Source organism: Arthrobacter sp. E70, assembly GCF_058266945.1.
Map to the genome: position 1 here is coordinate 358,849 of NZ_JBYQFR010000002.1, position 25,949 is coordinate 384,797.

At 67.4% G+C, this 25,949-nt stretch carries 24 protein-coding genes and 2 tRNA genes; 14 read left to right on the plus strand and 12 right to left on the minus strand.

What is annotated here, in order from left to right; all coding sequences use genetic code 11:
- Nucleotides 1-96 precede the first annotated feature (96 nt).
- The gene (locus AC3IMC_RS03675; RefSeq protein WP_490917067.1) at nucleotides 97-1,098 is read right to left on the minus strand and encodes a hypothetical protein; all 1,002 of its coding nucleotides are present in this window, start codon (nucleotides 1,096-1,098) and stop codon (nucleotides 97-99) included.
- Nucleotides 1,099-1,255: 157 nt separating this feature from the next.
- On the opposite strand from AC3IMC_RS03675, the gene pepN reads away from it, so the two are divergent.
- Genes pepN through AC3IMC_RS03695 form a run of 4 tightly spaced genes read left to right on the plus strand, consistent with a single transcriptional unit; the run spans nucleotide 1,256 to nucleotide 5,531 of the window.
- Nucleotides 1,256-3,832: an aminopeptidase N gene (pepN, locus tag AC3IMC_RS03680; RefSeq protein ID WP_490917068.1), complete on the plus strand. Its 2,577-nt coding sequence runs from the start codon at nucleotides 1,256-1,258 to the stop codon at nucleotides 3,830-3,832.
- A complete protein-coding gene (locus AC3IMC_RS03685; protein ID WP_490917069.1) occupies nucleotides 3,832-4,338 on the plus strand; it encodes an OsmC family protein in 507 nt (168 codons plus the stop codon). Before pepN ends, AC3IMC_RS03685 begins: the two co-directional genes overlap by 1 nt.
- A gap of 48 nt (nucleotides 4,339-4,386) precedes the next feature.
- Nucleotides 4,387-5,070: a mechanosensitive ion channel family protein gene (locus AC3IMC_RS03690; protein WP_490917070.1), complete on the plus strand. Its 684-nt coding sequence runs from the start codon at nucleotides 4,387-4,389 to the stop codon at nucleotides 5,068-5,070.
- Between the two features lie 2 nt (nucleotides 5,071-5,072).
- Complete coding sequence (locus tag AC3IMC_RS03695) at nucleotides 5,073-5,531, plus strand: globin (protein ID WP_490917071.1); 459 nt, start codon at nucleotides 5,073-5,075, stop codon at nucleotides 5,529-5,531.
- A gap of 52 nt (nucleotides 5,532-5,583) precedes the next feature.
- Here AC3IMC_RS03695 and AC3IMC_RS03700 read toward each other — a convergent pair whose 3' ends face one another.
- Nucleotides 5,584-6,243: a DUF8185 domain-containing protein gene (locus tag AC3IMC_RS03700; protein WP_490917072.1), complete on the minus strand. Its 660-nt coding sequence runs from the start codon at nucleotides 6,241-6,243 to the stop codon at nucleotides 5,584-5,586.
- A gap of 63 nt (nucleotides 6,244-6,306) precedes the next feature.
- Here AC3IMC_RS03700 and AC3IMC_RS03705 point away from each other — a divergent pair, with 63 nt between their 5' ends.
- Complete coding sequence (locus AC3IMC_RS03705; protein WP_490917073.1) at nucleotides 6,307-7,227, plus strand: acyl-CoA thioesterase; 921 nt, start codon at nucleotides 6,307-6,309, stop codon at nucleotides 7,225-7,227.
- A 103-nt stretch (nucleotides 7,228-7,330) separates the two neighbouring features.
- Here AC3IMC_RS03705 and ettA read toward each other — a convergent pair whose 3' ends face one another.
- From ettA to AC3IMC_RS03720, 3 genes are all read right to left on the minus strand, one after another.
- Nucleotides 7,331-9,013 carry an energy-dependent translational throttle protein EttA gene (gene ettA / locus AC3IMC_RS03710; RefSeq protein WP_490917074.1) on the minus strand — a complete coding sequence of 561 codons (1,683 nt, stop codon included), beginning with the start codon at nucleotides 9,011-9,013 and terminating at the stop codon, nucleotides 7,331-7,333.
- A 61-nt stretch (nucleotides 9,014-9,074) separates the two neighbouring features.
- Complete coding sequence (locus tag AC3IMC_RS03715) at nucleotides 9,075-9,644, minus strand: DUF6993 domain-containing protein (RefSeq protein ID WP_490917075.1); 570 nt, start codon at nucleotides 9,642-9,644, stop codon at nucleotides 9,075-9,077.
- Nucleotides 9,645-9,899: 255 nt separating this feature from the next.
- The gene (locus AC3IMC_RS03720) at nucleotides 9,900-10,454 is read right to left on the minus strand and encodes a single-stranded DNA-binding protein (RefSeq protein ID WP_490917076.1); all 555 of its coding nucleotides are present in this window, start codon (nucleotides 10,452-10,454) and stop codon (nucleotides 9,900-9,902) included.
- Between the two features lie 206 nt (nucleotides 10,455-10,660).
- Here AC3IMC_RS03720 and AC3IMC_RS03725 point away from each other — a divergent pair.
- Nucleotides 10,661-10,733 (plus strand) — tRNA-Arg (locus tag AC3IMC_RS03725).
- 50 nt (nucleotides 10,734-10,783) lie between these two features.
- On the opposite strand, the gene AC3IMC_RS03730 is transcribed toward AC3IMC_RS03725, so the two are convergent.
- Nucleotides 10,784-12,010: an ROK family protein gene (locus tag AC3IMC_RS03730; RefSeq protein ID WP_490917118.1), complete on the minus strand. Its 1,227-nt coding sequence runs from the start codon at nucleotides 12,008-12,010 to the stop codon at nucleotides 10,784-10,786.
- A gap of 145 nt (nucleotides 12,011-12,155) precedes the next feature.
- Here AC3IMC_RS03730 and xylA point away from each other — a divergent pair, with 145 nt between their 5' ends.
- Both xylA and xylB read left to right on the plus strand, forming a co-directional pair.
- Nucleotides 12,156-13,343 (plus strand): xylose isomerase, encoded by a 1,188-nt coding sequence (gene xylA, locus AC3IMC_RS03735; protein WP_490917077.1) that lies wholly within the window; start codon nucleotides 12,156-12,158, stop codon nucleotides 13,341-13,343.
- Nucleotides 13,344-13,346: 3 nt separating this feature from the next.
- Complete coding sequence (gene xylB / locus AC3IMC_RS03740) at nucleotides 13,347-14,765, plus strand: xylulokinase (RefSeq protein WP_490917078.1); 1,419 nt, start codon at nucleotides 13,347-13,349, stop codon at nucleotides 14,763-14,765.
- A 109-nt stretch (nucleotides 14,766-14,874) separates the two neighbouring features.
- Here xylB and AC3IMC_RS03745 read toward each other — a convergent pair whose 3' ends face one another.
- Genes AC3IMC_RS03745 through AC3IMC_RS03755 form a run of 3 tightly spaced genes read right to left on the minus strand, consistent with a single transcriptional unit; the run spans nucleotide 14,875 to nucleotide 18,094 of the window.
- A complete protein-coding gene (locus AC3IMC_RS03745; protein ID WP_490917079.1) occupies nucleotides 14,875-15,714 on the minus strand; it encodes a sugar phosphate isomerase/epimerase family protein in 840 nt (279 codons plus the stop codon).
- A complete protein-coding gene (locus AC3IMC_RS03750) occupies nucleotides 15,711-16,925 on the minus strand; it encodes a dihydrodipicolinate synthase family protein (protein WP_490917080.1) in 1,215 nt (404 codons plus the stop codon). The genes AC3IMC_RS03745 and AC3IMC_RS03750 overlap by 4 nt, the downstream gene beginning before the upstream one ends.
- The gene (locus tag AC3IMC_RS03755; protein WP_490917081.1) at nucleotides 16,925-18,094 is read right to left on the minus strand and encodes a Gfo/Idh/MocA family protein; all 1,170 of its coding nucleotides are present in this window, start codon (nucleotides 18,092-18,094) and stop codon (nucleotides 16,925-16,927) included. Before AC3IMC_RS03755 ends, AC3IMC_RS03750 begins: the two co-directional genes overlap by 1 nt.
- A 169-nt stretch (nucleotides 18,095-18,263) precedes the next feature.
- On the opposite strand from AC3IMC_RS03755, the gene AC3IMC_RS03760 reads away from it, so the two are divergent.
- Nucleotides 18,264-19,367, plus strand: coding sequence for a LacI family DNA-binding transcriptional regulator (locus AC3IMC_RS03760; protein WP_490917082.1), 1,104 nt, complete (start codon nucleotides 18,264-18,266; stop codon nucleotides 19,365-19,367).
- Nucleotides 19,367-20,113 carry an alpha/beta hydrolase gene (locus tag AC3IMC_RS03765; protein ID WP_490917083.1) on the plus strand — a complete coding sequence of 249 codons (747 nt, stop codon included), beginning with the start codon at nucleotides 19,367-19,369 and terminating at the stop codon, nucleotides 20,111-20,113. The genes AC3IMC_RS03760 and AC3IMC_RS03765 overlap by 1 nt, the downstream gene beginning before the upstream one ends.
- On the opposite strand, the gene AC3IMC_RS03770 is transcribed toward AC3IMC_RS03765, so the two are convergent.
- The gene (locus tag AC3IMC_RS03770) at nucleotides 20,108-21,007 is read right to left on the minus strand and encodes an aldose 1-epimerase family protein (protein ID WP_490917084.1); all 900 of its coding nucleotides are present in this window, start codon (nucleotides 21,005-21,007) and stop codon (nucleotides 20,108-20,110) included. The genes AC3IMC_RS03765 and AC3IMC_RS03770 overlap by 6 nt on opposite strands.
- Nucleotides 21,008-21,082: 75 nt before the next feature.
- On the opposite strand from AC3IMC_RS03770, the gene AC3IMC_RS03775 reads away from it, so the two are divergent.
- The gene (locus AC3IMC_RS03775) at nucleotides 21,083-21,808 is read left to right on the plus strand and encodes a DNA alkylation repair protein (RefSeq protein ID WP_490917085.1); all 726 of its coding nucleotides are present in this window, start codon (nucleotides 21,083-21,085) and stop codon (nucleotides 21,806-21,808) included.
- Here the strand turns inward: AC3IMC_RS03775 and mptB are convergent.
- Nucleotides 21,801-23,357 carry a polyprenol phosphomannose-dependent alpha 1,6 mannosyltransferase MptB gene (gene mptB, locus AC3IMC_RS03780; protein ID WP_490917086.1) on the minus strand — a complete coding sequence of 519 codons (1,557 nt, stop codon included), beginning with the start codon at nucleotides 23,355-23,357 and terminating at the stop codon, nucleotides 21,801-21,803. The genes AC3IMC_RS03775 and mptB overlap by 8 nt on opposite strands.
- A 140-nt stretch (nucleotides 23,358-23,497) precedes the next feature.
- Between mptB and orn the strand changes: the two genes are divergently transcribed.
- The 3 genes from orn to def all read left to right on the plus strand — a co-directional run bounded on the left by orn (nucleotide 23,498) and on the right by def (nucleotide 25,009).
- Entirely contained in the window at nucleotides 23,498-24,124 is a 627-nt protein-coding gene (gene orn / locus AC3IMC_RS03785) for an oligoribonuclease (protein WP_490917087.1), read from the plus strand.
- Nucleotides 24,125-24,252: 128 nt separating this feature from the next.
- Nucleotides 24,253-24,325 (plus strand) — tRNA-His (locus AC3IMC_RS03790).
- Between the two features lie 111 nt (nucleotides 24,326-24,436).
- Complete coding sequence (gene def, locus AC3IMC_RS03795; RefSeq protein ID WP_490917088.1) at nucleotides 24,437-25,009, plus strand: peptide deformylase; 573 nt, start codon at nucleotides 24,437-24,439, stop codon at nucleotides 25,007-25,009.
- A gap of 41 nt (nucleotides 25,010-25,050) precedes the next feature.
- Here the strand turns inward: def and AC3IMC_RS03800 are convergent, their stop codons facing one another.
- Nucleotides 25,051-25,848, minus strand: coding sequence for an HNH endonuclease family protein (locus tag AC3IMC_RS03800; protein WP_490917089.1), 798 nt, complete (start codon nucleotides 25,846-25,848; stop codon nucleotides 25,051-25,053).
- Nucleotides 25,849-25,949 lie beyond the last annotated feature (101 nt).

Sequence of the window (25,949 nt, forward strand, 5' to 3'; positions counted from 1 at the left end):
GTCCGTTCGGTGATGGGGAGGCGGGGCCGGCCGGGTGGAGGCCGGAACGACACGGATAAGGATACTAAGGATTGCCGGTTGCCGGGCCTCCGGTGTTCATTCGGCAGCCGCGGGCCCTCCGCCGCGGCGGGCCCGGGCGGCCACCCGCGTGAGCACGTCGGCCAACCGCGCGGCGGAGGCCTGGCTGCCGCCGCTGACGGCGAGCCGCTGGCCGTCGGTCTTGCTCACGACGACGGCGGGGCCGCTGCTGACGAGCATGGCGGCAGTACCGCGGTGGTGCCGGTAGCCCCACCCGCCATAGTCCGCGGCTTTGACATCCGCCGCGCTGGCGTCCGAAATTGCGCCGGCGGGGACATCCATGACGGGCACAACGCCGGCGAGGAGCACCTTCAGCCCCCGCCGGTCCGCCCTGACCCGGGCGCAGAGGAACGCGGCGCCCACGACCACGAGGACCACGAGCAGGATGCCAAGCCACGGCACGGCGACCGCGATGAGCGCCGCCGGGAACAGGACGATGGCGATCATGACGAAGACGGAGCTGCGGGCATGCACCCAGAGCCGGATGCTGTCCCGGGCAAGGTCCGGGTCCAGTTCCCTGGTGATGGCGTCCTGGAGGGCCCGGTCGTCGTCGGGCGACCACTGCCGGTCTGCCTTGTAGACCATGGCCATGGTGACCCCAAGGGAGACGGCCGCGCCGCTGCCGAGCGCCAGGACGGTCATGTCCACCCGTGATTCGCGGGCATCCGCCAGCCCGGCCTGGCCCACGAGCCCGGCCGCGAGGGCGGACGTGATGAAAAGGCTCAGGAAGAGCCCGGCACCCATCATGATCCTGCGCATGAGCACCGGCCTGCTGAGCGGCACTGCCTGCAGCAGCACCAGCCAGCCCGCAACGATGACCGCGGCGGCGCCGACGCCCACGTAGGCGCCGAAAGGCGCAAAGGAGGCACCGCCGTCGTCCGTCCACCGAACGGCGAGCGGCTCCGGCAGGTCCTTGCGCAGCAGTGACGCACAGAAGACGAAAGCCGCGGCGAGGACCACCGGGAAGCCGATGGCGAAACGCAGGGCCTTGCCGTCCACCGAATCCAGGAACTTTCCCATGCTTTAACGCTACCCCTGCGCGGTGCGGCGGGCGGCAGTGGACCGGCAGCGGGCTGTGACCGGCATAACTTGCCAAGCGGTCAGGGAATGGAAGAATGCATCACAGTGCCGGGTACGGGATCCCCGCCGGCAGCCGAATCTTTTCTGGAGGCCCTCCTTGCCAGGTCTGAACCTGACGCGCGCCGAAGCCCGCGGCCGCGCCGAACTGATCACCGTCGAGTCCTACGAGGTCAGCCTGGACCTGACCCGGGGCGGGGAGGTCTTTGGCAGTACCACCACCGTGAAGTTCACTGCCACGCCCGGCAGCTCAAGCTTCATCGACGCCGTGACCCGGAAGGTGCACAGCGTCACCCTGAACGGCGCCGCCCTCGATCCGGAGTCCGTGTCCGACGGCGTGCGGATCCAGCTGCCCGGCCTGGCGGAGGACAACGAACTCACGGTCGTCGCCGACATGCCCTACATGAACACCGGCGAGGGCCTGCACCGCTTCGTCGACCCCGTGGACAACGAGGTGTACCTCTACACGCAGTTCGAGGTTCCCGATTCCCGCCGGATGTTCGCCGTCTTCGAGCAGCCCGACCTGAAGGCCACCTTCGCGTTCACGGTCACGGCCCCTTCGCACTGGGATGTCATCTCCAACTCCCCCACGCCTGTTCCGGTGGAGGCGCCGGCGGAAGACGGCACCGCCCGGTCCGTATGGACGTTTTCCCCGACTCCGCGGCTGTCCTCCTACGTCACCGCGCTGATTGCCGGGCCGTACCAGTCCCTGCGCAGCGAGGTCACCAGCTCGGACGGCCGCACCATCCCGCTGGGCATCTTTGCGCGGAAGTCGCTGATGCAGTACCTGGACGCGGAGAACATCTTCGAACTCACCCGCCGGGGCTTCGGTTTCTTCGAGGAACAGTTCGGCTGCCCCTACCCGTTCGAGAAGTACGACCAGCTGTTCGTGCCCGAGTTCAATGCCGGAGCGATGGAAAACGCAGGGGCGGTGACCATCCTGGAAGGGTATGTGTTCCGGAGCAAGGTGACCGGCGCACAAATCGAGCGGCGCGCCATCACGGTGCTGCACGAGCTGGCGCATATGTGGTTTGGGGACCTGGTGACCATGCGCTGGTGGAACGACCTCTGGCTTAATGAATCCTTCGCCGAGTACATGTCCCATCTTGCCGCCGTGGAAGCGACGTCCTTCACCAGCGCCTGGACCACCTTCGCCTCTGTGGAAAAGTCCTGGGCCTACCGGCAGGACCAACTCCCCACCACGCACCCCATCTTTGCCGAGATCAACGACCTGCAGGATGTCGAGGTCAACTTCGACGGCATCACCTACGCCAAGGGGGCCTCGGTCCTGCGCCAGTTGGTGGCCTGGGTGGGCCCCGAGCAGTTCATGGCGGGTGTCCGGGAGTACTTTGCCAAGCACTCCTGGCAGAACACGGAGCTGGGCGACCTCCTGGTGGAGCTGGAAAAGGCCAGCGGCCGCGACCTGGACGCCTGGGGCCGGCAGTGGCTGGAAACCGCCGGCGTGAACACCCTCACGCCGGAGCTGGAGGTGGACGCCGACGGCAGGCTGCGGTCCTTCGCCATCCTGCAGTCAGCCGTACCGGAATGGCCCACCATCCGTCCGCACCGCCTGGCCGTGGGGTTCTACAACCTTGACGGCGCGGGCAAGCTCGAGCGGGTGCACCGCGAGGAGCTGGATGTCGACGGCGAACGCACCGAGGTGCCGTCGCTTGCCGGCCATGCCCAGCCGGACCTCATCCTGCTCAACGATGACGACCTGGCCTACGCCAAGGTCCGGCTCGATCAGAAGTCGCTCGCGACGGCGACGGCGCACCTGAAGGACTTCGGGAACAGCCTCCCCCGGACGCTGGTCTGGAATTCCGCCTGGGACGCCGCCAGGGACGGGCAGACTCCGGCGCGCAAGTACGTGGAACTGGTCCTGGCCAACGTCGCTGCGGAAACCGACTCCTCGGTCATCCTGGTCCAGCTCCGCCAGCTGGCCACCACCCTGAACTTCTATGTGGCGGAGGAACACCGGGAAGCCACCACGGCAGCGGCAGTAGACCGCCTGTGGCAGCTGGCTTCTGAGGTCCCGAGCGGCTCCGACGCCCAGCTGCAGTTCATCAAGTCCGTTGCCCTGCTGGCCTGCACCGGACCCCAGCTGGACAACGTGGGCGGGCTGCTGGACGGCTCGGTGGTCCTGGAGGGGCTGGCCGTGGACCAGGACCTGCGCTGGGAGCTGGTGGCTTCGCTGGTAGCCGGCGGCCGGATGGGGCAGGACGGGATCGACGCCGAACTGGAGCGGGACAACACGTCCACCGGGCAGAACGCGGCGGCCCTGGCGAAGGCCGCGATCCCCACACCGGAGGCGAAGGAGGCTGCCTGGGAGTCGATCGTGGTCAAGGGCGAGCTGTCCAATGCCCTGCAGGGGTCTGCCGTGACCGGATTCATGCGGGTCCTGGACCGGACAGTGCTGGAGCCGTACTCCGAAAGGTACTTTGCGGCCGTGCCGGGCATCGTGGCAACGCGAACCCACGCACTTGCCCAGCAGATCGTCGTCGGTCTCTACCCTGCGTTGCTGACAACGCAGGCCACCATCGACCGCACTGACGGCTTCCTGGCTGCGCTGCCGCCCGAGAGCGCCGCCCTGCGCCGCATGATGCTGGAAAACCGCGACGGCGTTGCCCGGGCCCTGCGCGCCCGCGCGGCCGACGTCCTGCCGGAGGGCGACGCCTAGTGGGCCTGGACGAACACCGGTACTCCCTGACAGTGCAGTGGACCGGCAACAAGGGCGAGGGGACGTCATCCTACCGCAGCTACTCGCGGGACCACGACGTCCTCATCCCGGGCCTTCCGGTCCTCAAGGGTTCAGCGGACCCCACCTTCCACGGGGACCGAGGGCGGTACAACCCCGAACAGCTCCTCTTGGCGGCCCTGGCCCAGTGCCACATGCTGTCCTATCTGCACGTGGCCGTGAAGCACGGCGTGGTGGTCACCGACTACCGGGGCGAGGCGTCGGGGCTGATGCGCCTCAACCGGAACGGCAGCGGCCAGTTCGAGCGCGTCACCCTGCACCCCACGGTGACGGTGGCGGACGCCGCACAGCTGGAACTGGCCGGATCCCTGCACCATGAAGCGAACCGGGTGTGTTTCATCGCCCGCAGCGTGAACTTCCCGGTGGAGCACGCGCCCGTGACCGTGGCCGCCCCCGGCAGCGCCACGGAGCCCGGCCAGCGGCGCTAGGGTTAAAGGAGAAGCGCAACCCAAACCCCCAAGGAGCTTTACCCCTCGATGGTCAGCATGTTGTCGATCCTTCCCCCCGCCACGACCCAGCCGGACGGCGTCAGCATTCCGGGCATCGTGATCAGCCTGGGCATTGGCGTGGCTGTCTGGCTGGTGGCCACGTTCATCATTTCCCGCATTACCAAGCGTGTTGCGACAGGAAGCAACTTCTTCAAGAAGCCCAGGTTTAAATGGGTGGCACCGGCGCTCCGGGCCTTGGACCATGAACGCCGGGTGCAGCGCGCCGAGACCATCGGCTCGCTGCTGAACAGCGTGGTGGGCGTCCTGGTGGTCATCATCACGGGCATGTACGTGCTGCAGAACCTTGACATCAATATCGCCCCACTGCTGACCAGCGTCGGTATTCTGGGTGTCGCGATCGGCTTCGGTGCCCAGCAGCTGATCCGCGATTTCCTGGCCGGGATCTTCATCACCATTGAGGACCAGTACGGGATCGGCGACGTTATCGAGACCAGCGAAGTGGTGGGCGTGGTGGAATCCATGGGGCTGCGCATCACCCGCGTCCGCTCGGATGACGGCGCCATCTGGTATCTGCGCAACGGCGAGATCCTGCGCGTGGGCAACCGGTCGCAGGGACGGTACGTGCCGCTGCACGAATCGGCTGACGGCACCACCGACCAGGCCTCCACCCACACCGATACCTCCAAGACCGACCAGAAAGCCGGGGAATAACCGTGACCATTCCCATCGAACCGCGCCCGGGGCAGCGCCCGCAGCTGATGCAGAACGATCCCTTCAGCAAGCCGGCGTACACGGACAGCTTCTACGACGCCGTGGGTGGCCATGACACCTTCGTCAAGCTCATCGATGTCTTCTATGACGGCGTGGCCACCGATCCGCTGTTGCGGCCCATGTACCCGGAAGAGGACCTGGGGCCGGCCAAACGGCGGTTCCTGATGTTCCTGGAGCAGTACTGGGGCGGGCCCACCACCTATGGTGAAGAGCGCGGCCACCCCCGCCTGCGCATGCGCCACATGCCGTTCAAGGTGACTCCGGAGGCGAAGGACCGGTGGCTGTTCCACATGCGCGCCGCCGTGGACGCCCTGGAGCTGCCCGCCCTGTACGAGGGTACGCTCTGGGACTACATGGAACGGGCGGCGCTGTCCATGATCAACAGCCCGTCCGGAGGCTGACGCGCCCGGCCCGGCTGCCGGGGCTGGCCCGCTTTTGGGTGTTCCCCGCTTGCTAGAGCAGCCCGCTGCCGCTCCGGGCGAGGACGTGCCCGCGCGGACCGGTGAGCCGGAACCAGCGTCCGGCACGGTAAAGCTTCTGGTCGCCGTCGGCCAGGAAGCCCAGGGCAAGGGCAGCGAAGGCCGCCCCCAGGGGCAGGCCGGTGTCATCCAGTGCCCGGCCCCAGACGGCGGCACGGGCATTATTGACGATCAGGGCACCCGGCTTTTCCGGAACGATTCCCGCCACTTCCGCAATGCCCGCTTCAGCCGCCGTCCGCAGGGCGGAGTCGTTGAGGGATCCCACCAGTTCCCATCCGCCCCGGGGGGCGCCCACCCCGGTCCAGGATTCGGTGACGGTGGTGGGCGGAACGGGCAGTTCGACGTCGTCCGCCCCGGCGCGTGCCAGCCGGTCCAGGACCGCTGCCAGCTGCACCGTGACGTCAGTTCCGGAGGGTTCGGCCAGGGCCATGGTGCGCAGGCCAAGGATGGTGGGGGTCGCTTCACCCAGCAGCCGGGGCCGCAGCACGCACACGTAGGCGGCCAGGACGGAACCGGCAGCCTGCAGCCGGATGGCGCCGTCCTCAATGGCTTTGGCGCGGGTGGCGAAGGTCTTCAGGTCTGCCAGATCCCGGGGATCGGCGAAACGGAAGGACGAAGTGAGAAGATCAGACACACCAAGAACACTACCGGCTGCGCCGCGGTTGAGTGGTGCAGGGGCGCCGTCTAGAGTCGGACCATGACTGAAGCCGACGCCGGACTCCTGGCGCCCCCCGCCGGAGACCCCACCTCCTCGCTGATCGAACTGCTTGACCTTGGCCAACTCGAGGGCGCCCGGACCGACGAGGACATCTTCCTCGGCCCTTCCCAACGGCAGCCCCACCACCGCGTCTTCGGCGGGCAGGTGCTGGCACAGTCACTGGTCGCCGCCACGAGGACAGTGGACCCGGACCGGTTTGTCCACTCCATGCACGGCTACTTCCTGAGGCCGGGCGACGCGAACCAGCCCATCACGTTCGGCGTGCAGCGCCTCCGCGACGGCCGGTCCTTTTCTGCCCGGCGCGTCCATGCGTACCAGGACGGGGTGCCCATCCTGTCCATGATTGCTTCCTTCCAGGGAGTGGACGAAGGGATCGACCACTCCTCCGCCATGCCCGCAGGGATGCCGGATCCCGAGTCTCTGCCCAGCACGGCGGACCTTTTGGGAAAGTTCGACCATCCCGTGGCGCGGCACTGGGCTTACGAGCGCCCCTTCGACATCCGGCACGTTGACCCGGCGTTGTACGTCTCGGCCAGCGGGCCAAGGGAGGCGCGCAACGCGGTGTGGATGAAGACCTTCGGCCCCATGCCCGACGACGCCAACCTGCATCGCGCTGCACTGGCGTACGCGAGCGATTACACGCTGCTGGAATCCATTCTCCGCCGGCACGGCCTGAGCTGGATCACCCCGGGGATGAATGTGGCGAGCCTGGACCATGCCATGTGGTGGCACCGGCCGGCCCGCGTGGACGAGTGGCTGCTGTACGTCCAGGAGTCGCCCAGCGCGCAGGGCGCCCGCGGGCTGGCCACGGGCAGGATCTTCAACCGGGACGGGCAGCATGTTGCCTCCGTGGCGCAGGAGGGCATGATCCGCGTTCCCGGCGCCGTGCCCTCCAGCTAGCGCTTTTCCAATTCCATTCAGGGCATGGCACAGGCCGGCACCCGAGGGGTGCCGGCCTGTTGTTGCCTGCTGCCGCCGCTGGCCAGCCGGTGCGGCCCGACCGTTAGTCGCGGGTCAGGCGGCGGTGGGTGACCCGGTGCGGCTTGGCGGCGTCGGGGCCCAGGCGGTCCACCTTGTTCTCCTCGTAGGATTCGAAGTTGCCCTCGAACCAGTACCACTTGGAGGGGTTTTCCTCATCACCTTCGTAGGCCAGGATGTGGGTGGCCACCCGGTCCAGGAACCAGCGGTCGTGCGAGACCACCACGGCGCAGCCGGGGAACTCGAGCAGCGCATTCTCCAGGCTGCTGAGGGTTTCGACGTCGAGGTCGTTGGTGGGCTCGTCAAGGAGCAGGAGGTTTCCGCCCTGCTTGAGCGTCAGGGCGAGGTTCAGGCGGTTGCGCTCACCACCGGAGAGCACGCCGGCCTTCTTCTGCTGGTCCGGGCCCTTGAAACCGAACGCTGCCACGTACGCACGGGACGGCATTTCGACGTTCCCCACCTGGATGAAGTCGAGCCCGTCGGAGACGACCTCCCACAGGGTCTTGTTGGGGTCGATGCCGCCGCGGCTCTGGTCCGCGTAGGAGATCTTGACGGAGTCGCCGATCTTCAGCTCGCCACCGTCCAGCGGCTCCAGGCCCACGATCGTCTTGAAGAGCGTGGACTTGCCCACGCCGTTGGGACCGATGACACCGACGATGCCGTTGCGCGGCAGGCTGAACGAGAGCCCGTCGATGAGGACGCGGTCGTCGAAGCCCTTCTGGAGGTTCCTGGCCTCCAGGACCAGGCCACCCAGGCGGGGTCCCGGCGGGATCTGGATCTCCTCGAAGTCCAGTTTGCGGGTGCGGTCCGCTTCGGCTGCCATCTCCTCGTAGCGGGCCAGACGGGCCTTGGACTTGGTCTGGCGGCCCTTGGCGTTGGAACGGACCCATTCGAGTTCCTCGGCGAGGCGCTTGGCCTGCTTGGCGTCCTTCTTGCCCTGGATCTCAAGGCGGGCGCGCTTCTTCTCCAGGTAGGTGGAGTAGTTGCCTTCGTACGGGTACAGGTGGCCGCGGTCCACTTCGGCGATCCACTCGGCCACGTGGTCCAGGAAGTAGCGGTCGTGGGTGACGGCGAGGACGGCGCCGGGGTAGCTGGAGAGGTGCTGTTCGAGCCACAGAACGCTCTCGGCGTCCAGGTGGTTGGTGGGCTCATCAAGGAGCAGCAGGTCCGGCTTCTGCAGGAGAAGCTTGCACAGCGCCACGCGGCGGCGTTCACCACCGGAAAGGTTCGTCACATCGGCGTCGGCCGGCGGGCAGCGGAGGGCATCCATGGCCTGCTCCAGCTGGGAATCAAGGTCCCAGGCGTCCGCGGCGTCGATGGCTTCCTGCAGCTTGCCCATTTCCTCGAGGAGGGTGTCATAGTCAGCATCGGGGCTGGCCATTTCCTCGGAGATCTCGTTGAAGCGCTGGATCTTGCCGTAGATCTCACCGACACCCTCCTGGACGTTGCCCAGGACGGTCTTTTCCTCGTTGAGGGGCGGCTCCTGGAGCAGGATGCCCACGCTGTAGCCGGGGCTGAGCCTGGCCTCACCGTTGGAGGGCGTATCCAGCCCGGCCATGATCTTGAGGATGGTGGACTTACCGGCACCGTTCGGGCCCACAACACCAATCTTGGCGCCCGGAAAGAAGGACATGCTTACGTCATCAAGAATGAGTTTTTCGCCAACGGCCTTACGGGCCTTGGTCATTGTGTAGATAAATTCCGCCATGGTCTCAAATCTAGTGGGTTGGCGGGCAGATCTCACATTTGCAGCGGGAAAGTCAGCGCGGTCAGGAGCCCACGAAGCACTTGCCGCCTGCCAGGACGGGAAGGACTGTGACGGTCACTGCGCCTTCGCGCACCTGGCCGATGACGCAGTCCTTGCCCTGGCGGACGGCCGCTTCGATGGCGTCCGCCTCCAGGCCCGTGGGTGTACGGCTCTGCGAAACCTGGAGCACACCGGGGCTGATGCCTGCTCCGGCAAGCGCCTCGTTGACTTGGGCGGTGGCGGGCTTGGGGCTTCCGGCCGCCAGCCTGGTGAGGGCGTCGGTGACTGTCCGCTTCATCGCTTCCGTGGCCGCGGCATCTGCCGCTGAAGGACCCGCAGACGTATCCGCACCTGGCTCACCGGTGCCCCCGCCGCTGGTGCGCCCTTCGCCAGGCGCCGCTGACCGCGAAGCCTGGGCCGGCTCTGATTGCGTGGCCGGCGCCGGCGCGGATGCCTGTCCGCCGCTGCCCTCCATGGCCGGTTGGCCCGCTGAAGGACCGGGAACACACCCTGACAAGAGGGTTGCCAGGACGGCGCATGCCAGCGCTGCACCGGCCCGGTTGTTCTGCCAGTGGGGAAGGGTGTGCCGCATGAGGTCATTCTGCCACGGCCCGTGGGACCCCTGGCCCGTTTGGCGGCCGGCCGGGCCCCGCGGAGGGCTGCGCTACGGTGCGGCCGGGATTGGCGGACGGGCGGAGGACGGCCGGGGGGGTGCCGCAGCTCCGCCCGCCCGTGCTGGAGGGGGAACGCCGATGCTGCTGTTTCGTGGACGGTGTTTTCCGGACTTCCACGCTTCCTGGCTTCCACGCTTCCTGCGCTTCCCCGTTTCCTGGATGTCAGGCGATTCCTAGACCTCGGCGAGCTCGCCCGTTTCGAGGTCAAGGGAGGCGAGGCCGCCGTCGTTGTCCTCGATAACCACGGCACTATGGCCCTCGTCATCGGGATGTTCGTCATCCCTGTCCTCCGGCTCGTCCGGGAACTCCTCAGCGCCAGGCTGGATGTCGGCAGGCGCAGACGGTTGTTCAACGAGAGAAAGAACGGGCTTCGATGCCGTCCGAATGAAGTTGGCCGAACCAAAAGTGAGGTCATGCCCCACGGCGTCGGCGTCGATGATGGTGGAGTGGTACACCCGTCCGTCCTTCTCCCAGGTGCGGATCTTCAGCTTGCCGACCACAATGACCGGCTGGCCTTTCCTGATGCTGCAGCCCATGGTTCCCGCGAGCTGGCGGTAACCCTGGACCGTGAACCAGTTGGTGTGCCCGTCCGACCAGGTTTTGGATTCGCGGTCGAAGCGGCGGGAAGTGGAGCCGAGGCGGAAGGAGGCCGTTGCCACTCCCCCCGGTGTGGTGGAACTCGTTATCTCGGTGGCCACAAAGCCACGGATGGTGATCGTTTCGCTCATCTCTTCGTCCTGTCTCAATGGTGGCGCCCTTAGCAGGCACGACCAGCATGGCGCTCGACGGCCACGAACAGGAGGCGCGGATGGGCGTATGTGGACAAAGGTGTTGCCTGCACCTGTGTGGAGGGGAAGTGGCTGCCTGGTGACACCGCCGGCATCCCGGGCAATGTAGACTTTTTGAGGCGCCGGCCTCAAGGCCGGAACCCAATGCCTCAGTAGCTCAGGGGATAGAGCAGCGGCCTTCTAATCCGCCGGTCGGGGGTTCGATTCCCTCCTGGGGCACCTTGATAACGACGCCCCGGTCTCCGGACCGGGGCGTCGTGCATCCGGGGCTACGAGTGGAGCCGGTGCGGCGCCTCAACAAGTGAGCGGATGACGCTGCCCGCAGCACCCAGCAGGGCGCCCGACTCACCCACGGCCGCCACGGTGACCTGCTCCGGGGTGTACTTGCCGGGCGCGTATTTCTGCAAACTTTCCAGCAGCGGCTGGCGCAGCCAGGGTTCAAGGACCGCAAAGTGTCCGCCCAGGACCACGGAGTGGATATTGACCACCCGCGCCGTGGAGGCAAGCGCTATGCCAAGGGCGCGGCCCGCACGCCTGACGGCGGACAGCGCCTTGGCTTCCCGGGCCTCCAGCGCCTGCAGGAGGGCGGACATGTTGGCAGAACGTGAAGCCCCCGCCGAAGCCAGTCCGGCGGCGGAGAAGATGGCGTCCTGGCCCGCAACGGTTTCCAGGCAGCCTGTGCCTCCGCACGAACAGCGGTCGCCGTCAGGGTCCACCACGATGTGCCCCACTTCTCCGGCATGGCCTTCCGGGCCAGCGAACAGCTCGGACCCGATGACGATCCCGCCACCGACACCAACTTCACCGGACACGAACAGGAAGTCGGACGCGCCGTCCGGCCGGTGGCGCAGTTCAGCCAGTGCTGCAGCATTGGCCTCGTTGAAGAGCGCCACGCCCAGGGGCGTTTCGGGCAGCAGGGCATCAAGATCGAGGTCTGCGTCCACCCAGCCCAGGTTGGGAGCCGTGAGCACCCGTCCTGTGGCAGGCTCAACGAGCCCCGGCACCGCCAGCCCGCCGCCGAGCACCTCCACACCCTGCTCCCCCGCCGCGCTCCGCACCCGGGCGGCGAGGACTGCGAGCGCCGCCAACACGGGACCGACCGCGCTGTTGCGGTTATCGCGCTCCCTCACCTCGCGGATGACGACCTTTCCGGCCAGGTCCACCGCCGCTGCCGAGATGTAGTCGACGTTGACCTCCATCCCCAAGACCGCGCGGCCAGGGTTCAGCTCCAGCCCGACGCCGGGCCGGCCCCGCCCCTGCGGGTTCAGGCCTACCTCGCGGATGATTCCGGCATCCAGGAGATCAAGCACCAGGCTCGAGACAGAGGCTTTGGTCAGCCCGGTGGCGCCCGCTATCTGGGCCCGGCTGGGACAGATGCCCGGGGGAAATTCGGCAACCGCACCCAGGACCAGGGCCAGGTTGCTGCGCCGGACATCGCCCACGCTTCCCGGGGCTGCGCCTCCGGGCCCCGCCACTGCAGGTGCCGGCATCACCATCACGAGCTCCTCGGTTCGACGCTGCGTCAATTTTTCAGGTTGCCGCAGGCTGGACTATTGACCCCACCCTACGTCCCCTCATATAGTTCAGGCAATGAACTAAAGCTTCGCAATCCCGCGGAGCGACCGATCGCAAGGACGCATCATGACTCTCTCCCCCACCCCCGCCGACAAGTTCACTTTCGGCCTCTGGACCGTCGGCTGGACCGGTGCCGACCCCTTCGGCGTCGCTACCCGCGCCCCCCTCGACCCCGTGGAGGCAGTGCACAAGCTCAGTGAGCTCGGCGCCTACGGCATCACCTTCCACGACAACGACCTTGTGCCCTTCGACGCGAGCGCCTCTGAGCGGGACCTGATCCTCAAGAACTTCCGCGCCGCCCTGTCGGAGACCGGACTGAAGGTCCCGATGGTCACCACCAACCTGTTCAGCCACCCGGTCTTCAAGGACGGCGGCTTCACCTCCAACGACCGTTCCATCCGCCGCTTCGCCCTGTCGAAAGTCCTGCGCAACATCGACCTCGCTGCCGAGCTCGGCGCCGAAACATTCGTCATGTGGGGCGGCCGCGAAGGCAGCGAATACGACGGATCCAAGGACCTGGCAGCCGCGCTGGACCGGATGAAGGAAGGCGTGGACACGGCCGCGGGCTACATCAAGGAGAAGGGCTACAACCTCCGCATCGCCCTGGAACCCAAGCCGAACGAACCCCGCGGCGACATCTTCCTGCCCACGGTCGGCCACGGCCTGGCGTTCATCGCCCAGCTTGAACACGGCGACATCGTGGGCCTCAACCCCGAAACGGGCCACGAGCAGATGGCGGGCCTGAACTTCACCCACGGCATCGCCCAGGCCCTGTGGGCCGGCAAGCTCTTCCACATCGACCTCAACGGCCAGCGCGGCATCAAGTACGACCAGGACCTCGTCTTCGGCCACGGCGACCTCACCAGCGCCTTCTTCACCGTGGACCTGCTCGAGAACGGCTTCCCCGGCGGCGGCCCCAAGTACGACGGCCCGCGCCACTTCGACTACAAGCCCTCCCGCACCGACGGCTACGACGGTGTCTGGGAATCCGCCAAGTCCAACATGGCCATGTACCTGCTGCTCAAGGAACGCGCCCTCGCCTTCCGCGCAGACCCGCAGGTACAGGAAGCCCTCAAGACCTCCGGCGTCTTCGAACTCGGCGAGCCCACCCTCGCCGCCGGTGAAAGCACCGCGGACCTGCTCGCAGACGCCGCAGCCTTTGAGGATTTCGACGCCGACAAGGCCGCCGAGCGGTCCTTCGCGTTCGTCCGGCTCAACCAGCTCGCCATCGAGCACCTCCTGGGCGCCCGCTAAGCCATGGTCCTGGTCGCAGGCATCGACAGCTCCACCCAGTCCTGCAAAGTGGTGGTCCGTGACGCGGACACCGGAGCACTGGTCCGCCATGGCAGGTCGGCCCATCCGGAAGGCAGCGAGATCCACCCGGACCACTGGTGGACCGCGCTGCAGAAGGCCATCGCCGAAGCCGGCGGCCTCGACGACGTCAGCGCTGTTTCCGTTGGCGGGCAGCAGCACGGCATGGTGTGCCTGGACAGCGATGGAAACGTCATCCGGCCGGCGCTGCTCTGGAACGACACCCGCAGCGCCGGCGCGGCCGCCGAGCTTGTCACGACGGCCGGCGGCGGCGATCCCGCCGCCGGCGCGCAGTACTGGGCCGACGCCACCGGAACGGTCCCGGTCGCTTCCCTGACGGTGACCAAGCTCCGCTGGCTTGCGGAGAACGAACCGGAGAATGCCGCAAGAGTGGCTGCCGTGTGCCTTCCCCATGACTGGCTGACCTGGCGCCTTGCCGGGTACGGCCCGGGCAGCGGAGCCGAGGGACTGGCCGCCCTCGCCACCGACCGATCCGACGCATCAGGCACCGGATACTACTCCACGGCGCAAGGACACTACCTGCCGGACGTCCTGTCCGCGTCCCTGGGCCATGTACCGGCCCTCCCGCGGGTCCTTGGCCCGCTGGAGGCTGCCGGCAGCACCCCGCACGGCGCCCTGCTGGCCGCAGGTGCCGGGGACAATGCCGCGGCTGCCTTGGGCGCAGGGGCCGGGCTCGGCGACGTCGTCATGTCGCTGGGCACATCCGGCACCGTCTTCGCCGTCTCCGGCAGGCCGGCGGCGGACCCCTCCGGACTCGTGGCCGGGTTCGCGGATGCTGCCGGACACTACCTGCCGCTGGTGTGTACCCTCAATGCCACCAGGGTTTTCGACGCCACGGCAGCCCTGCTGGACGTGGACCTGCCCACCTTCAATGAGCTTGCGCTGTCTGCCGGGCACGGCGCCGGCGGACTGACCCTGGTCCCCTACTTCGACGGCGAGCGCACCCCCAACCTGCCGGACGCCACCGGCTCGCTGCATGGCATTACGCGCGCCAACTACACGCCGTCGAACCTGGCCCGTGCCGCCGTCGAAGGCGTGGTCTGTTCGCTGGCGGACGGCCTCGCGGCATTGCAGGAGCAGGGGGTGGAGGTGCGCCGCATCCTCCTCGTCGGCGGTGGAGCGCAGTCCTCGGCAGTGCAGGCCGCCGCGGCGCGGCTTCTTGGAACCCAGGTCTGCGTTCCCCAGCCCGGTGAATACGTCGCGGACGGCGCGGCGCGCCAAGCTGCCGCGGTCCTCACCGGACGCTTCCCGGACTGGGCGCTGGACGCCGTCGAACTTTCCCCCGGGGCGGACGACGGCGGCGTGCTGGCGAGGTACCGCAGGTTCGCCTCGCTGTACACCTAGGAGAGCATCAAGCAGAAGACCCGGACCGCAGCGGTCCGGGTCTTCTGCTTGTGGGGCGCAGGCTCCTGCCTGTCACTTTGGAAACGCGGCAGGAGCCTGCGGTCCTGAATCAGGAGTACGGCAGCACAAGCCCGGCGTACCGCTCCTTGACCGTGGCCAGGACGGCAATGCCGTCCGTGTCCCAGATCTCCTGGTTGAAAATTTCCACCTCGATGTCGCCGGTGTACCCGGCGTCGCGCACCCAGGTGCCGATCGTGGCGAAGTCCACTACGCCGTCGCCCATGTACCCGCGGGACAGCAGCGGGTCGGCGGCGATGGGCATGTTGAAGTCGCACACCTGATAGGAGGCGATCCGGTTTTCCCGGCCGGCACGCTCGATCTGGACCTTCAGTTCCGGGTCCCACCAGACATGGAAGGTGTCGACGGCGACTCCCACCGAGGCGGCGTCGAAGGGAGCCGCCAGATCCAGGGCCTGGCCCAGGGTCGAGATCAGGGCACGGTCGGCGGCGTACATGGGGTGCAGCGGTTCCAGCACCAGGCGGATGCCGTTCTCTTCCGCGAACGGCACCAGGTCGGCCAGGCGGTCCGCGATGCGCCGGCGTGCCGCCACCACGTCCTTCTCCCCCGGGGCCAGGCCGCCGACCACCAGGAACAGTTCCCGGGTATCCAGCGCTGCCGCTTCAAGGATCGCGGCCCGGTTGTCGGCAAGGGCCGCGGCCTGGCCCTCTGCGTCCGCCGCCGTGAGGAACCCGCCGCGGCACAGCGACGAAACCCGGAGCCCGGCGTCCTTGATCAGCCGTGCTGCCTTGTCCAGGCCGGCTTCCTCGACGCGGTCCCGCCACGGCCCGATGGCGGGAATGCCGGCGTTGACGCAGCCCTCAACCACCTGGGCGAGGGTCCACTTCTTGGTGGTGGCACTGTTGATGGACAGGCGCGAGAAGTCGCTCACACGCCCACCCCGTTGATCCGCAGGTAATCGGACATCCGGAATGCTGCCAGCGCGGGGTCCTTCAGCAGGCCGGCCTGGTCGGCCAGTTCGAAGGTCCGGGCGAGGTGGCAGACGGAGCGGCCTGAATGCAGGCCGCCCACCATCTGGAACCCGGGCTGCTTGCCGTTGAGCCAGGACATGAAGGCGATGCCGGTCTTGTAGTAGAACGTGGGGGCGCTGAAGATGTGCTTGCCCAGTTCGCGGGTGGAGTCCAGGATTTCCCGCGCCCTGGCATTGTTGCCGGCGTCATAGTTCTGCAGGGCCACCGAGGCGGCCGGGTAGATGGCGGCAAAGATGCCGAGCAGGGCGTCGGAGTGGTGGCTGCCGTCGCCGTCGATGAGTTCCGGATAGTTGAAGTCGTCGCCGGTGTACAGGCGCACGCCTTCGGGCAGCGCTGCCCGAAGTGCTACTTCATGGCTTGCGTCCAGGAGCGAGACCTTGATGCCGTCGACCTTGTCCGCGTTCTCCTTGATGAGGTCCAGGAATGTTGCGGTGGCGGCGGCGACGTCATCGGAGCCCCAGTAGCCGGCGAGCGCGGGATCGAACATGGTGCCGAGCCAGTGCAGGATGACCGGCTGGTCCGCCTCCTGCAGGAGGGTGGAGTACACCCGCAGGTAGTCCTCCGGACCAGTGGCAACCTTGGCCAGGGCACGCGATGCCATGAGGATGACCTTGGGGCCGGCCTCGGTGATGACGGCGATCTGCTCCCGGTAGGCCTCGAGGACGGCACGGAGGCCGGCTTCACCGGGTGGCAGGGCGTCGATGTCCAGCTGGTCGGTGCCGGCGCCGCAGGAGACGAGGTCGCGGACCGATTTGCCGGCGGTAGCAGGGTTGTTGGCGGAGACGACGGACGCTGCTTCTGCACCGGTGCGCTTGATGAGCTGCTGGGTGGCCGCCCAGTCCAGGCCCATGCCGCGCTGGGCGGTGTCCATGGCATCGGCCACGCCCAGGCCGTAGGACCAGAGCTCGTGCCGGTAGGCCAGGGTGGCGTCCCAGTCCAGCTGGGCGGGAGCGCCTGGGGTGTTGTCGGCCAGGACTTCGGGAATGACGTGGGCGGCGGCATAGGCACGGCGTGCGGTCAGCGGTGCCGTGGGACGGGCCCAGGCGGTGCCGCCCTGGAGCCGGTATTCCCGGGTACCCCCGTCGGAGGAGGGAAGGATGAGTGAAGTCATTAGAGGGTGATCTCCGGGATGTCGATGGTGCGGCGTTCGTCGTTGGACTGCAGCCCGAGCTCTGCGAGCTGGACGCCGCGTGCAGCGGACAGCAGGCCGAAGCGGTGTTCGCGGCCGGCGACGACGTCGCGGAGGAATTCCTCCCACTGCAGCTTGAAGCCGTTGTCCAGTTCGGCGTTCGCGGGGACTTCCTGCCACTGGTCGCGGAAGGATTCGGTGACGGGCAGGTCCGGGTTCCAGACGGGCTTGGGGGTGTGCGCCCGCTGCTGGGCGACGCACTTGTTCAGGCCGGCGACGGCGGAGCCGTGGGTGCCGTCCACCTGGAATTCGACCAGCTCGTCGCGGTAGACGCGGACGGCCCAGGAGGAGTTGATCTGTCCGATGACCTCGTCGCCGGCAGGAGTCTCGAGTTCGAAGATGCCGTAGGAGGCGTCGTCGGCGGTGGCCTTGTATTCCTTGCCGGCTTCGTCCCAGCGGGTGGGGATGTGGGTGGCGGTCTTGGCGTTGACGCTCTTGACCTTGCCGATGATGCCCTCGAGGACGTAGTTCCAGTGGCAGAACATGTCGGTGGTCATGCCTCCGCCGTCCTCCTTGCGGTAGTTCCAGGAGGGGCGCTGGGCGGCCTGGATGTCGCCTTCGAAGACCCAGTACCCGAACTCGCCCCGGATGGAAAGGATGCGGCCGAAGAAGCCTTCATCGACCAGGCGGCGGAGCTTGACCAGGCCCGGGAGGTACAGCTTGTCGTGGACAACGCCCGCGGTCACGCCGGCTTCCTTGCCGATCCGTGCCAGCTCGATCGCTTCTTCAAGCGTCTCGGCGGTGGGCTTCTCGGTGAAGATGTGCTTGCCTGCCCGCATGGCCTTCTTGAGGGTTGCGGCGCGCAGGCTGGTCATGGAGGCATCGAAGACGACGTCGACGGTGGGGTCGTTGATCACCGCGTCCAGGTCCGTGCTCCATTCGGCCACCTTGTGCTTCTCGGCAAGCTCTCGGATCTTTGCCTCGTTGCGGCCCACGAGGATGGGTTCCACCTGGACCCGGGCGCCGTCTTCCAGGGTGAAACCGCCGGCGTCGCGGATGGGAAGGATGGAGCGCAGCAGGTGCTGGCGGTACCCCATGCGGCCGGTAATGCCGTTCATGGCGATGCGGATTGTCTTGGTTTCGAAGCCCATGTGTCCTCCACGGTGAGTGAGCAGGTGTAGTAAGTCTGGCTGGGAAAGCGCGTTCCCGCTATTTCCATGATGCACTGGCGGGGTTCCCTTGGCAAGCGCTTTCCGAAAAGCAGTGCCGGCTGCCATAATGTGCTTACGTTCGATCCCCTATCGACAACCAGGAGCTGGCATGGCCGCAAGTACCCTTACCGAGGTGGCACGCCTGGCCGGGGTATCCCCCGCCACGGCGTCGCGCGTGCTGAACGGCTCGGCGCGCAAGCCCGGGGAGGACATCGCGGAGCGGGTCCGGCAGGCTGCGCAGTCCCTGGGCTATATCCCCAACGCGCAGGCGCAGGGCCTGGCTAAATCCAGCTCGGGGTTGATCGGGTTGATCGTGCACGACATCGCCGACCCCTATTTCTCCGCCATCGCCAGGGGGGTACAGGAGGCCGCACGGGAACAGCGCAAAATGGTGCTGCTTGCCACCACCGGAGGAGGTCCGGCCGAAGAGAAGGAGGCGGTGGCAGCATTTGCCGCCCGCCGCGCCGACTCAATAGTGATCGCCGGGTCCCGCTCGCGCCGCCCAGAGGACCGGGACGGCAATGCCGAACTCGCCGCGGAACTGGACCGGTACTGCCGCAACGGAGGCCGGGTGGCCGTCGTGGGCCACCCCGTGGTGGGCGCCACCGCGCCGGAGGGGTACCACGTGGTGCAGGTTCCCAACCAGGAGCTCGCCGGACAACTGGCGGCCGAGTTGGCGAAGGACTGGGACGGGGAGTTCGTCATCATCGGCGGCCCCGAGGGACTCTTCACCTCGGATGACCGGATCCGCGGCTTCCAGGAAGGCCTGGCGCGGGCAGGACGGCAGCCGGCCGAGGTGATGCGCAACTTGTTCAACCGGACGGGCGGCTATGAGGCGGGCCTGCAGCTGGCGGCCCGGATCAAAGCCGGGCAGTCCGAAGGCGGGGAAAGTAACAGGAAGCTGTGCATCTTTGCCGTCAATGACGTCATGGCGATTGGCGCCACGGCAGCACTGCGGGCCGAAGGACTGCGCATCCCCCGCGATGCGGCCATTGCCGGCTTCGACGACATCGAAACGCTCCGCGACTTCCGGCCTGCCCTTTCGACTGTACGGTTGCCGCTGGAAGAGATTGGCCGGCTGGCCACCCGTGCCACGGGGCGGCCGGGGATCCCCAGCGCGGACCAGGACGAGGACCATGGCCAGGAGGTGGAATTCCAGGGTCCGATCCGCGGCGAGGTGGCCCTGCGCCGCAGCACGGAGGTGGCTGGTTGATGGAACCGCGCGGGCTGTCCGCCGTTCCGGCACGTTCAGCAGCCCCAGGTCCCCGTCCGGCCATCCTTGTCCTGCCTGGCGGCGGGTACGCGCGCCAGGCAGACCACGAGGCTGAGCCGGTAGCGGAATGGCTGGCCTTGCTGGGCATCCATGCGTTTGTGCTGCGCTACCGTGTTGCCCCGGAGCGGCATCCGGCACCCCTCGAGGACGCCAAGGAGGCCATGCTGCACATCCGCAGCGGCCGGCACGGCCTCGCCGTGGACCAGGACCGGGTAGGCGTCCTGGGGTTCTCCGCCGGCGGCCACCTGGCAGCCACACTGTCAACCGGGGTTGCCACGGGGAGCCGTGCCCTGGACGTCGCCGCGGCCGTCCCGGACCTTTCCGTGCTCTGCTACCCGGTGGTGTCCTTCACCGGAAACGTCCACCGGGGCTCGGTGGACAACCTGCTTGGCGACGCGCCGCCGTCGGACGTCCTTGCCGCCCTCTCGGCCGAACGGCAGGTCACGCCCCGCACCCCGCCGACGTTCATCTGGCACACGGCCGATGACGAGGCGGTCCCTGTAAGCCACAGCCTCTCCTATGCGGGAGCCTTGTGCGAGGCCGGGGTGGCAGCTGAATTGCATGTCTTCCCGGAGGGGCGCCATGGCCTGGGCCTCGCGGGCGGCGAGCCCGGGCCCGGACAATGGCCGGCGCTGTGCGCGGCGTGGCTGGAACGGGCAGGGTGGGTGCAACCCCTTAGGTCATAGCGCCCGAATGGTCCACGCCGCCGAGTGGGACTGTCCGGGCTGGAGGTGCACCAGGTCCTGGCCGGAATTGAAGGCGTCCGGCGGGCAGGTCATGGGCTCAACGGCCAACCCCAGCCGGTCAGGTCCCACGGGCTTGTCTCCGGTGTGCACCTGGACCCAGGGCCATTGGGCGTCCCATTCAAGTTCCACCCCGGTTCCCGTGGGGTCCCACACGCGTACGCGGGCGAGTCCGTCACTGCCCCGCGCCACGCCGGTGAAAGCGTGGTCGATCTTTATCTGCCCCAGGCGGCGCGGCGAACGGAAGTCGAAAGCGTCACCGTCCACCTTCCGCATTCCCACCGGGAGCAGCCGGTCCGGCGTGACCTCAAGGTATGCATCGGCGGGCAGCTCCAAAGTCCAGTCGTCCAGCGGCGAGGGACCGGCGACCAGGTACGGATGGGGACACACGCCGTAGGGCGCGGCCAGCGAACCCGTGTTGACCGCCTCCACGGTGCCGCGCAGCCCGTCGTCGGACAGTGAATACGTCACCTTGAGCGTGAGCTCGCCCGGGTAGTCCGCCCCGGAGGGGATCCGGCACGCGAGGACCACCGTGTCCGCCGATGCCTGCACCACCTCCCACGCGTGGTGGATGGCGAGGCCGTGGAGGGCCGCGCCCCGCTCCGGTTCATTGACTCGAGCGGCGTAGGACTGGCCCGCGTAGGTGTAGGTGCCGTCCGCCAGCCTGTTCGGCCAGGGCGCACAGATGACGCCGCGGTAATCGGGGACGCCGCCCTCCGGCCCGAAGGTGACCACCAGGTCCCTGTCCCCATGGCACAGTTGGCGCAGGGCGGCACCGCGCGGAGTAACGACGGCGGAGTAGGCGCCGCGGGATATGCAGACATCGGTTCCGGTCATGGCGTCCTTCGATCAAGATGTGTTAGCGCTCAACAGCGTACCCCACCTTCCCCGGACGCTGGCTAGAGTTGCGTCATGGAAGCAGGTGCCGACGAGGCTTTGATCGCCGTTGTCCGGGGCGGGCTGCACGGACTCTCCGACCCGGCACGCGCAGCCGGTGCGCAGCTGTACATGAAGTCCGGCATGCCGTCACTGGGCGTCCGGGTTCCCGAGGTGCGGCGCCTCGCCGGTTCGGCTGTGCGGACGTTTCCGCCGGCCTCCGCCGCACAGCTGCGCGCCACGGTGCTGGAACTGTGGCGCACGGCGACTTTCCGCGAGGAGCGGTACGCGGCCATCGACCTGACCGCACACCGGCTGGTGGCCCAGGACCTGGACATGCTGCCGGTGTACGAGGAGATCATCCGGACCGGCGCATGGTGGGACTTCGTGGACGGCGTATCCGGCCGGATCTGCAGCCTGTTGCAGGCACACCCGGCGGAATTATCCCGGGTCCTCCGGCAGTGGAGCCGGGATCCGGATCAGTGGGTCCGAAGGGCGTCCATCACGTCGCAGCTTCGGGCAGGGAAGGCAACGGACCCGTCGCTGCTGGCGGCCGTCATCGAACCGAACCTTCCGGACCGGGAGTTCTTCATCCGGAAAGCGATCGGCTGGGCCCTGCGGGAGTATGCCAAGACGGCACCGGAGTGGGTTGCGGATTTCGTTGCCCGGCATGCGGCCACCATCAGCCCGCTGTCGCGAAGGGAAGCGCTCCGGCGGCTGCCCTCCGTCACCGGCGCCGGGATGAGGGGAGCGCCTAGATAACGGGACGTTCGACGACGGGCTCGTGCGTCTTGCGGAAAAGCCGGCGGGTGCGGGGGTCCCAGAAGATCAGGTACAGGGCGAATAACAGGGCGGTCACAGCGGCGGCAATCCGGGCCAGGGCAAGCGCGAAGCCCAGGTCCTGGGTCTGCAGGTACGGGAAGACGTCCAGCTGGTCCGAGATGGCGTAGATCATGAAGAAGGACACCACGAAGTACAGCGCTTTGACCTGCCAGTCGTTGCGGATGCCGGTGACGGCGAAGAGCGGGATCAGCCACACCACATACCAGGCCTGGATGATAGGGGCCAGCAGGACCACGGCGGCCAGGCCGAGGGCCAGGCGGCGCATCAGCCGGTCGTGTTCCCCCCTGAACATTTGCCAGGCGACGACGCCCACGGCCAGCAGCTTGCCGGCGTCGAACACCCAGCCTGCCGGCACCGATCCGTCCAGTCCGAAGGCGTTGGCCAGCGAGCCCACCACCATGCCGATCAAGCCTACGGGGGCGTACCAGATGGAGATGCTGCCCGGAGCCGAAAGCCCGTTGATCCAGCCGAAGCCGAATCCGTTGACCAGGCTCATTGCCGTCAGGACACCGAGGCTCAGGGCGGCAGTCAGGGCCCAGAACACTCCCTTGCGCACCCAGCCTGCATCCCTTCCGGCCCATAAGAGCCCGATGAACGGCAGGAAGAGGATCGTGATGGGCTTGACCGCAATGGAGAGCGTCACCAGCAGGATGCCACGGATGGGGCGGTGCGTCGCGGAGTAGTAGAGGCCAGCCAGCGCGAGTCCGATCATGAGGGAGTCGTTGTGCACGCTGGCAATGAAGTTGGTCAGGAAAAGCGGGTTGGCCACCGTCAGCCAGAGCGCCCGGTGCGGATTGACACCGTGCAGTTCCGCGAGGCGGGGCACGTAGATCACGCACAGCACCACGCCCACCAACGCCACCAGCCGGAACAGCATGATGCTGGCCTCGGGTTGGACATTGGTCAGCCACACCACGAACTGCTCGATCCACAGGAACAGCTGTCCGTACGGGACTGGAGCTTCGGTCCACATCTTGTCCGCGCCCAGCTGGAAGTAATTCGAGAGGGCGGAGATGCCGTTTTCGTAAGGGTTGAAGCCCTCCACCATCAAACGGCCCTGGCCGATGTAGGCGTAGACGTCGCGGCTGAACAGAGGCACGCAGAACATCATGGGCAGCCCCCAGGCCACCACCGCGGCGAGGGTTGCCCGCCGGGCCTGCAGGCCCCACACCCGGACCTTCTGGCCCAGCCGCAGCCAGGCGCGCACCAGCAGCATGCCCCCCACTGCCAGCAAAACGATCGACAAGGCAACGCCGGGCGCTTCGGCGCGCATCCATATGAACAGGGGCATGCGGCGCAGTTCCGAAACGGGGGCCAGCCAGCCAACGCCGATGGAACCGATCAGCATGAAAAGGGAGCCGATGAAGCCGGCGAGCAAGGACGAGCGGGGATTGGCCACTTCGGCACCCCTTGTACCGGGGATACCGTCCGCCGCCATCTCCCCCGCTGCGGGCACAGGCGCCGTCATTTCAGGATTGTCCAATCTTCTTGCGTTACCGCGTCACGTCCCGTTGTCCGGGGCACGCTCCAGGGCGGAGGGCGACCCGCCGCGTACCCGAAATCCTAGCATCGGCCGGTGGCCGGAGGCTGTAAAGGTAGGCTGGTCCGGTGCCTATAACTAACGAACGAATTGTCTGGATCGACTGCGAAATGACGGGCCTGGACATCAAGAACGACGCCCTCATCGAGGTCGCAGCCTTGGTCACGGACTCGGAACTGAACATCCTGGGTGACGGCGTCGACGTAGTGATCAAGCCGGACGATGCGGCAGTGGCCCAGATGTCCGACTTCGTCCGTGACATGCACACCAAGTCCGGGCTGCTTGCCGAACTTCCACACGGGAAGACCATGGCCGAGGCCGAAGCCGCCGTGATGGAGTACATCTCCGCCTGGGTCCCGGACCCCCGGAAGGCCCCCCTGGGTGGCAACTCCGTTGGCACGGACCGCGTGTTCCTCTCCCGCGACATGCCCGCCGTCGTCGAGCACCTCCACTACCGGGTGATCGATGTCAGCACCATCAAGGAACTCTCCCGCCGCTGGTTCGCGCGCGCCTACTTCCAGTCCCCCGCCAAAAAGGGCGGCCACCGCGCCCTCGGTGATATCAAGGACTCCATCGATGAACTCCGCTACTACCGTGAAGCGGTGTTCGTGCCCGCGCCCGGACCCGACAGTGCTGCTGCCCAGAAGATCGCCAGGCGCATCACCGGCGGGGATGCCGGGCAGGCGGAAGCGTAATCTGCGCCACGTTTGCGTGAATTTTCACGGAAATGGCCAAAAGTGGACAAAGCATCCCTTTCGAGCAGGTAAGCTATTTGAGTTGCGTTTCCAGGGAGCCGGTTGAACGGCCTTCCTCGAAGCTCATGGTGGGCGTAGCTCAGTTGGCAGAGCGCCTGGTTGTGGTCCAGGAGGTCGCGGGTTCAACCCCCGTCGCTCACCCTCACAGGGTGGCACATGCAGCCGCCAAGAAGGAGGCCGCACCGGATATCCGGTGCGGCCTCCTTTGTCATGTATCACTTATTGCACTGGATACCGCCGGAGGGCTACGAGATGACCGTTCTGCCGATCACCATCTGGGGTGAACCCGTCCTGCACAAGCGGGCCGCCGAGGTGGAGGTATTCGACGACGAACTCCGCACCCTGATTGCCGACATGTTTGAAACCAACGACGCCGCCAACGGTGTGGGTCTCGCGGCTCCCCAGGTCGGAGTGGGCAAACGCATCTTTGTCTACAAATATGCCAACCACGACGGAGCTCCCCCCACGGGCGTGCTGGTTAATCCCGTCCTGACCCTGTCCAAGGTCTCCGGCGCTGCCCCCGACCCGGACGAAGAGGAGGAGGGCTGCCTGTCCTTCCCCGGGGAGCAGTTCCCGCTCAAGCGCGCCGAGTGGGCACGCGTGGAGGGGTTTGACGGCTTTGGCCGGCCTGTGAAGTTCGAGGCCACCGGCTGGTTCGCAAGGGTCATCCAGCACGAGTACGACCATCTGGACGGCAAGCTGTACGTCAACAGGCTGATTGACCGCTATGCCCGCAAAGCGAAGAAGCAGGCGAAGAAGAACGGCTGGGGTGTGCCGGGGCTGACCTGGCTGCCGGGCGTTGACCCTGACCCGTTCGGCCACTGACCATCCGCGGCCAGGCTTCAGCGAATGCCTGAAGCCTGGCTTCAGCGCGTACTGATGGTTGGCTGTTCCGGGCAGGACGAGAGGACCCGCTTCATGGCGTCCTTTTCCGCTTCCGTGACCCACAGGCCGTAGGCGTACTTCACCGAAATCTGGCGGGCTACATAGTGGCAGCGGATCGCGGTGTTCTTCGGCAGCCAGGTTGCAGCATCGCCCGAGCTTTTTTGCTGGTTCGCCGGACCGTCCACGGCGATGAGGTTCAGCGGATCGTTGGCCAGGCTCTGCCGGTCCTTGGCGGCGAGCCCCTGCGCGCCCTTTTGCCAGGCATCGCCAAGGGCCACCACATGGTCGATCTGCACCGCGCGGCTGCTCTCTGAGCCGCGCTGGAAGTCCACTGACTGGCCGGTATAGGGCTCCCGGAAACGCCCCGCTGTCACCCTGCAGCGTGAGCCTTCTGCGAACACCACGTCCGCGAGGTCCCGGCGGAGGATGTCGTTGCGGGTGTCGCAGCCGTTGCGGTCAACATCCAGCCAGGCCTGGCCGAATGCCTCACGGTCGTAGCCGGTGTTCGCGGCCCGGCCCTTCACGGCCAACCCGTCCAACGCGGAGAGTGCCGGGCCGGCCGGGACCGCGTGCGGTTGCACCACCGGCTTCATCCAGGCAGGGTCGAGGACCGGCGCCTCGGTGGGCGCATCCGGCACGGGTCCGGCGGCGGCGAACTGGCCAGCGGTGAAAAACCAGAAGACGGCGGCGAAGACTGCTGCCGCGCACGTTGCGAGGATTACCCAGGCCTGGCGTGAACGCCGGCGCGCACGGCGGTAGGCGGACCAGCTGATAGTCATGCGGCCAGGGGCCGGGGGCGGGAGTCAGGCACCCCACGAGCCTAGGACAGGTGGCGTGCCAGGCCGCCGATATCCACACTGTTGAGGACGAGTGATGGATC

What these genes read in the sequence shown, in the direction of transcription:
- AC3IMC_RS03675 (WP_490917067.1), bottom strand. Translation starts at nt 1,098, where the DNA reads ATGGGAAAGTTCCTGGATTCGGTGGACGGCAAGGCCCTGCGTTTCGCC.
- AC3IMC_RS03690 (WP_490917070.1), top strand. Translation starts at nt 4,387, where the DNA reads ATGGTCAGCATGTTGTCGATCCTTCCCCCCGCCACGACCCAGCCGGAC.
- AC3IMC_RS03720 (WP_490917076.1), bottom strand. Translation starts at nt 10,454, where the DNA reads ATGAGCGAAACGATCACCATCCGTGGCTTTGTGGCCACCGAGATAACG.
- AC3IMC_RS03730 (WP_490917118.1), bottom strand. Translation starts at nt 12,010, where the DNA reads ATGGTGATGCCGGCACCTGCAGTGGCGGGGCCCGGAGGCGCAGCCCCG.
- AC3IMC_RS03775 (WP_490917085.1), top strand. Translation starts at nt 21,083, where the DNA reads ATGGAAGCAGGTGCCGACGAGGCTTTGATCGCCGTTGTCCGGGGCGGG.
- ettA (WP_490917074.1), bottom strand. Translation starts at nt 9,013, where the DNA reads ATGGCGGAATTTATCTACACAATGACCAAGGCCCGTAAGGCCGTTGGC.
- AC3IMC_RS03755 (WP_490917081.1), bottom strand. Translation starts at nt 18,094, where the DNA reads ATGGGCTTCGAAACCAAGACAATCCGCATCGCCATGAACGGCATTACC.
- mptB (WP_490917086.1), bottom strand. Translation starts at nt 23,357, where the DNA reads ATGACGGCGCCTGTGCCCGCAGCGGGGGAGATGGCGGCGGACGGTATC.
- def (WP_490917088.1), top strand. Translation starts at nt 24,437, where the DNA reads ATGACCGTTCTGCCGATCACCATCTGGGGTGAACCCGTCCTGCACAAG.
- AC3IMC_RS03715 (WP_490917075.1), bottom strand. Translation starts at nt 9,644, where the DNA reads ATGCGGCACACCCTTCCCCACTGGCAGAACAACCGGGCCGGTGCAGCG.
- xylB (WP_490917078.1), top strand. Translation starts at nt 13,347, where the DNA reads ATGGTCCTGGTCGCAGGCATCGACAGCTCCACCCAGTCCTGCAAAGTG.
- AC3IMC_RS03800 (WP_490917089.1), bottom strand. Translation starts at nt 25,848, where the DNA reads ATGACTATCAGCTGGTCCGCCTACCGCCGTGCGCGCCGGCGTTCACGC.
- AC3IMC_RS03765 (WP_490917083.1), top strand. Translation starts at nt 19,367, where the DNA reads ATGGAACCGCGCGGGCTGTCCGCCGTTCCGGCACGTTCAGCAGCCCCA.
- AC3IMC_RS03760 (WP_490917082.1), top strand. Translation starts at nt 18,264, where the DNA reads ATGGCCGCAAGTACCCTTACCGAGGTGGCACGCCTGGCCGGGGTATCC.
- AC3IMC_RS03770 (WP_490917084.1), bottom strand. Translation starts at nt 21,007, where the DNA reads ATGACCGGAACCGATGTCTGCATATCCCGCGGCGCCTACTCCGCCGTC.
- xylA (WP_490917077.1), top strand. Translation starts at nt 12,156, where the DNA reads ATGACTCTCTCCCCCACCCCCGCCGACAAGTTCACTTTCGGCCTCTGG.
- AC3IMC_RS03705 (WP_490917073.1), top strand. Translation starts at nt 6,307, where the DNA reads ATGACTGAAGCCGACGCCGGACTCCTGGCGCCCCCCGCCGGAGACCCC.
- AC3IMC_RS03750 (WP_490917080.1), bottom strand. Translation starts at nt 16,925, where the DNA reads ATGACTTCACTCATCCTTCCCTCCTCCGACGGGGGTACCCGGGAATAC.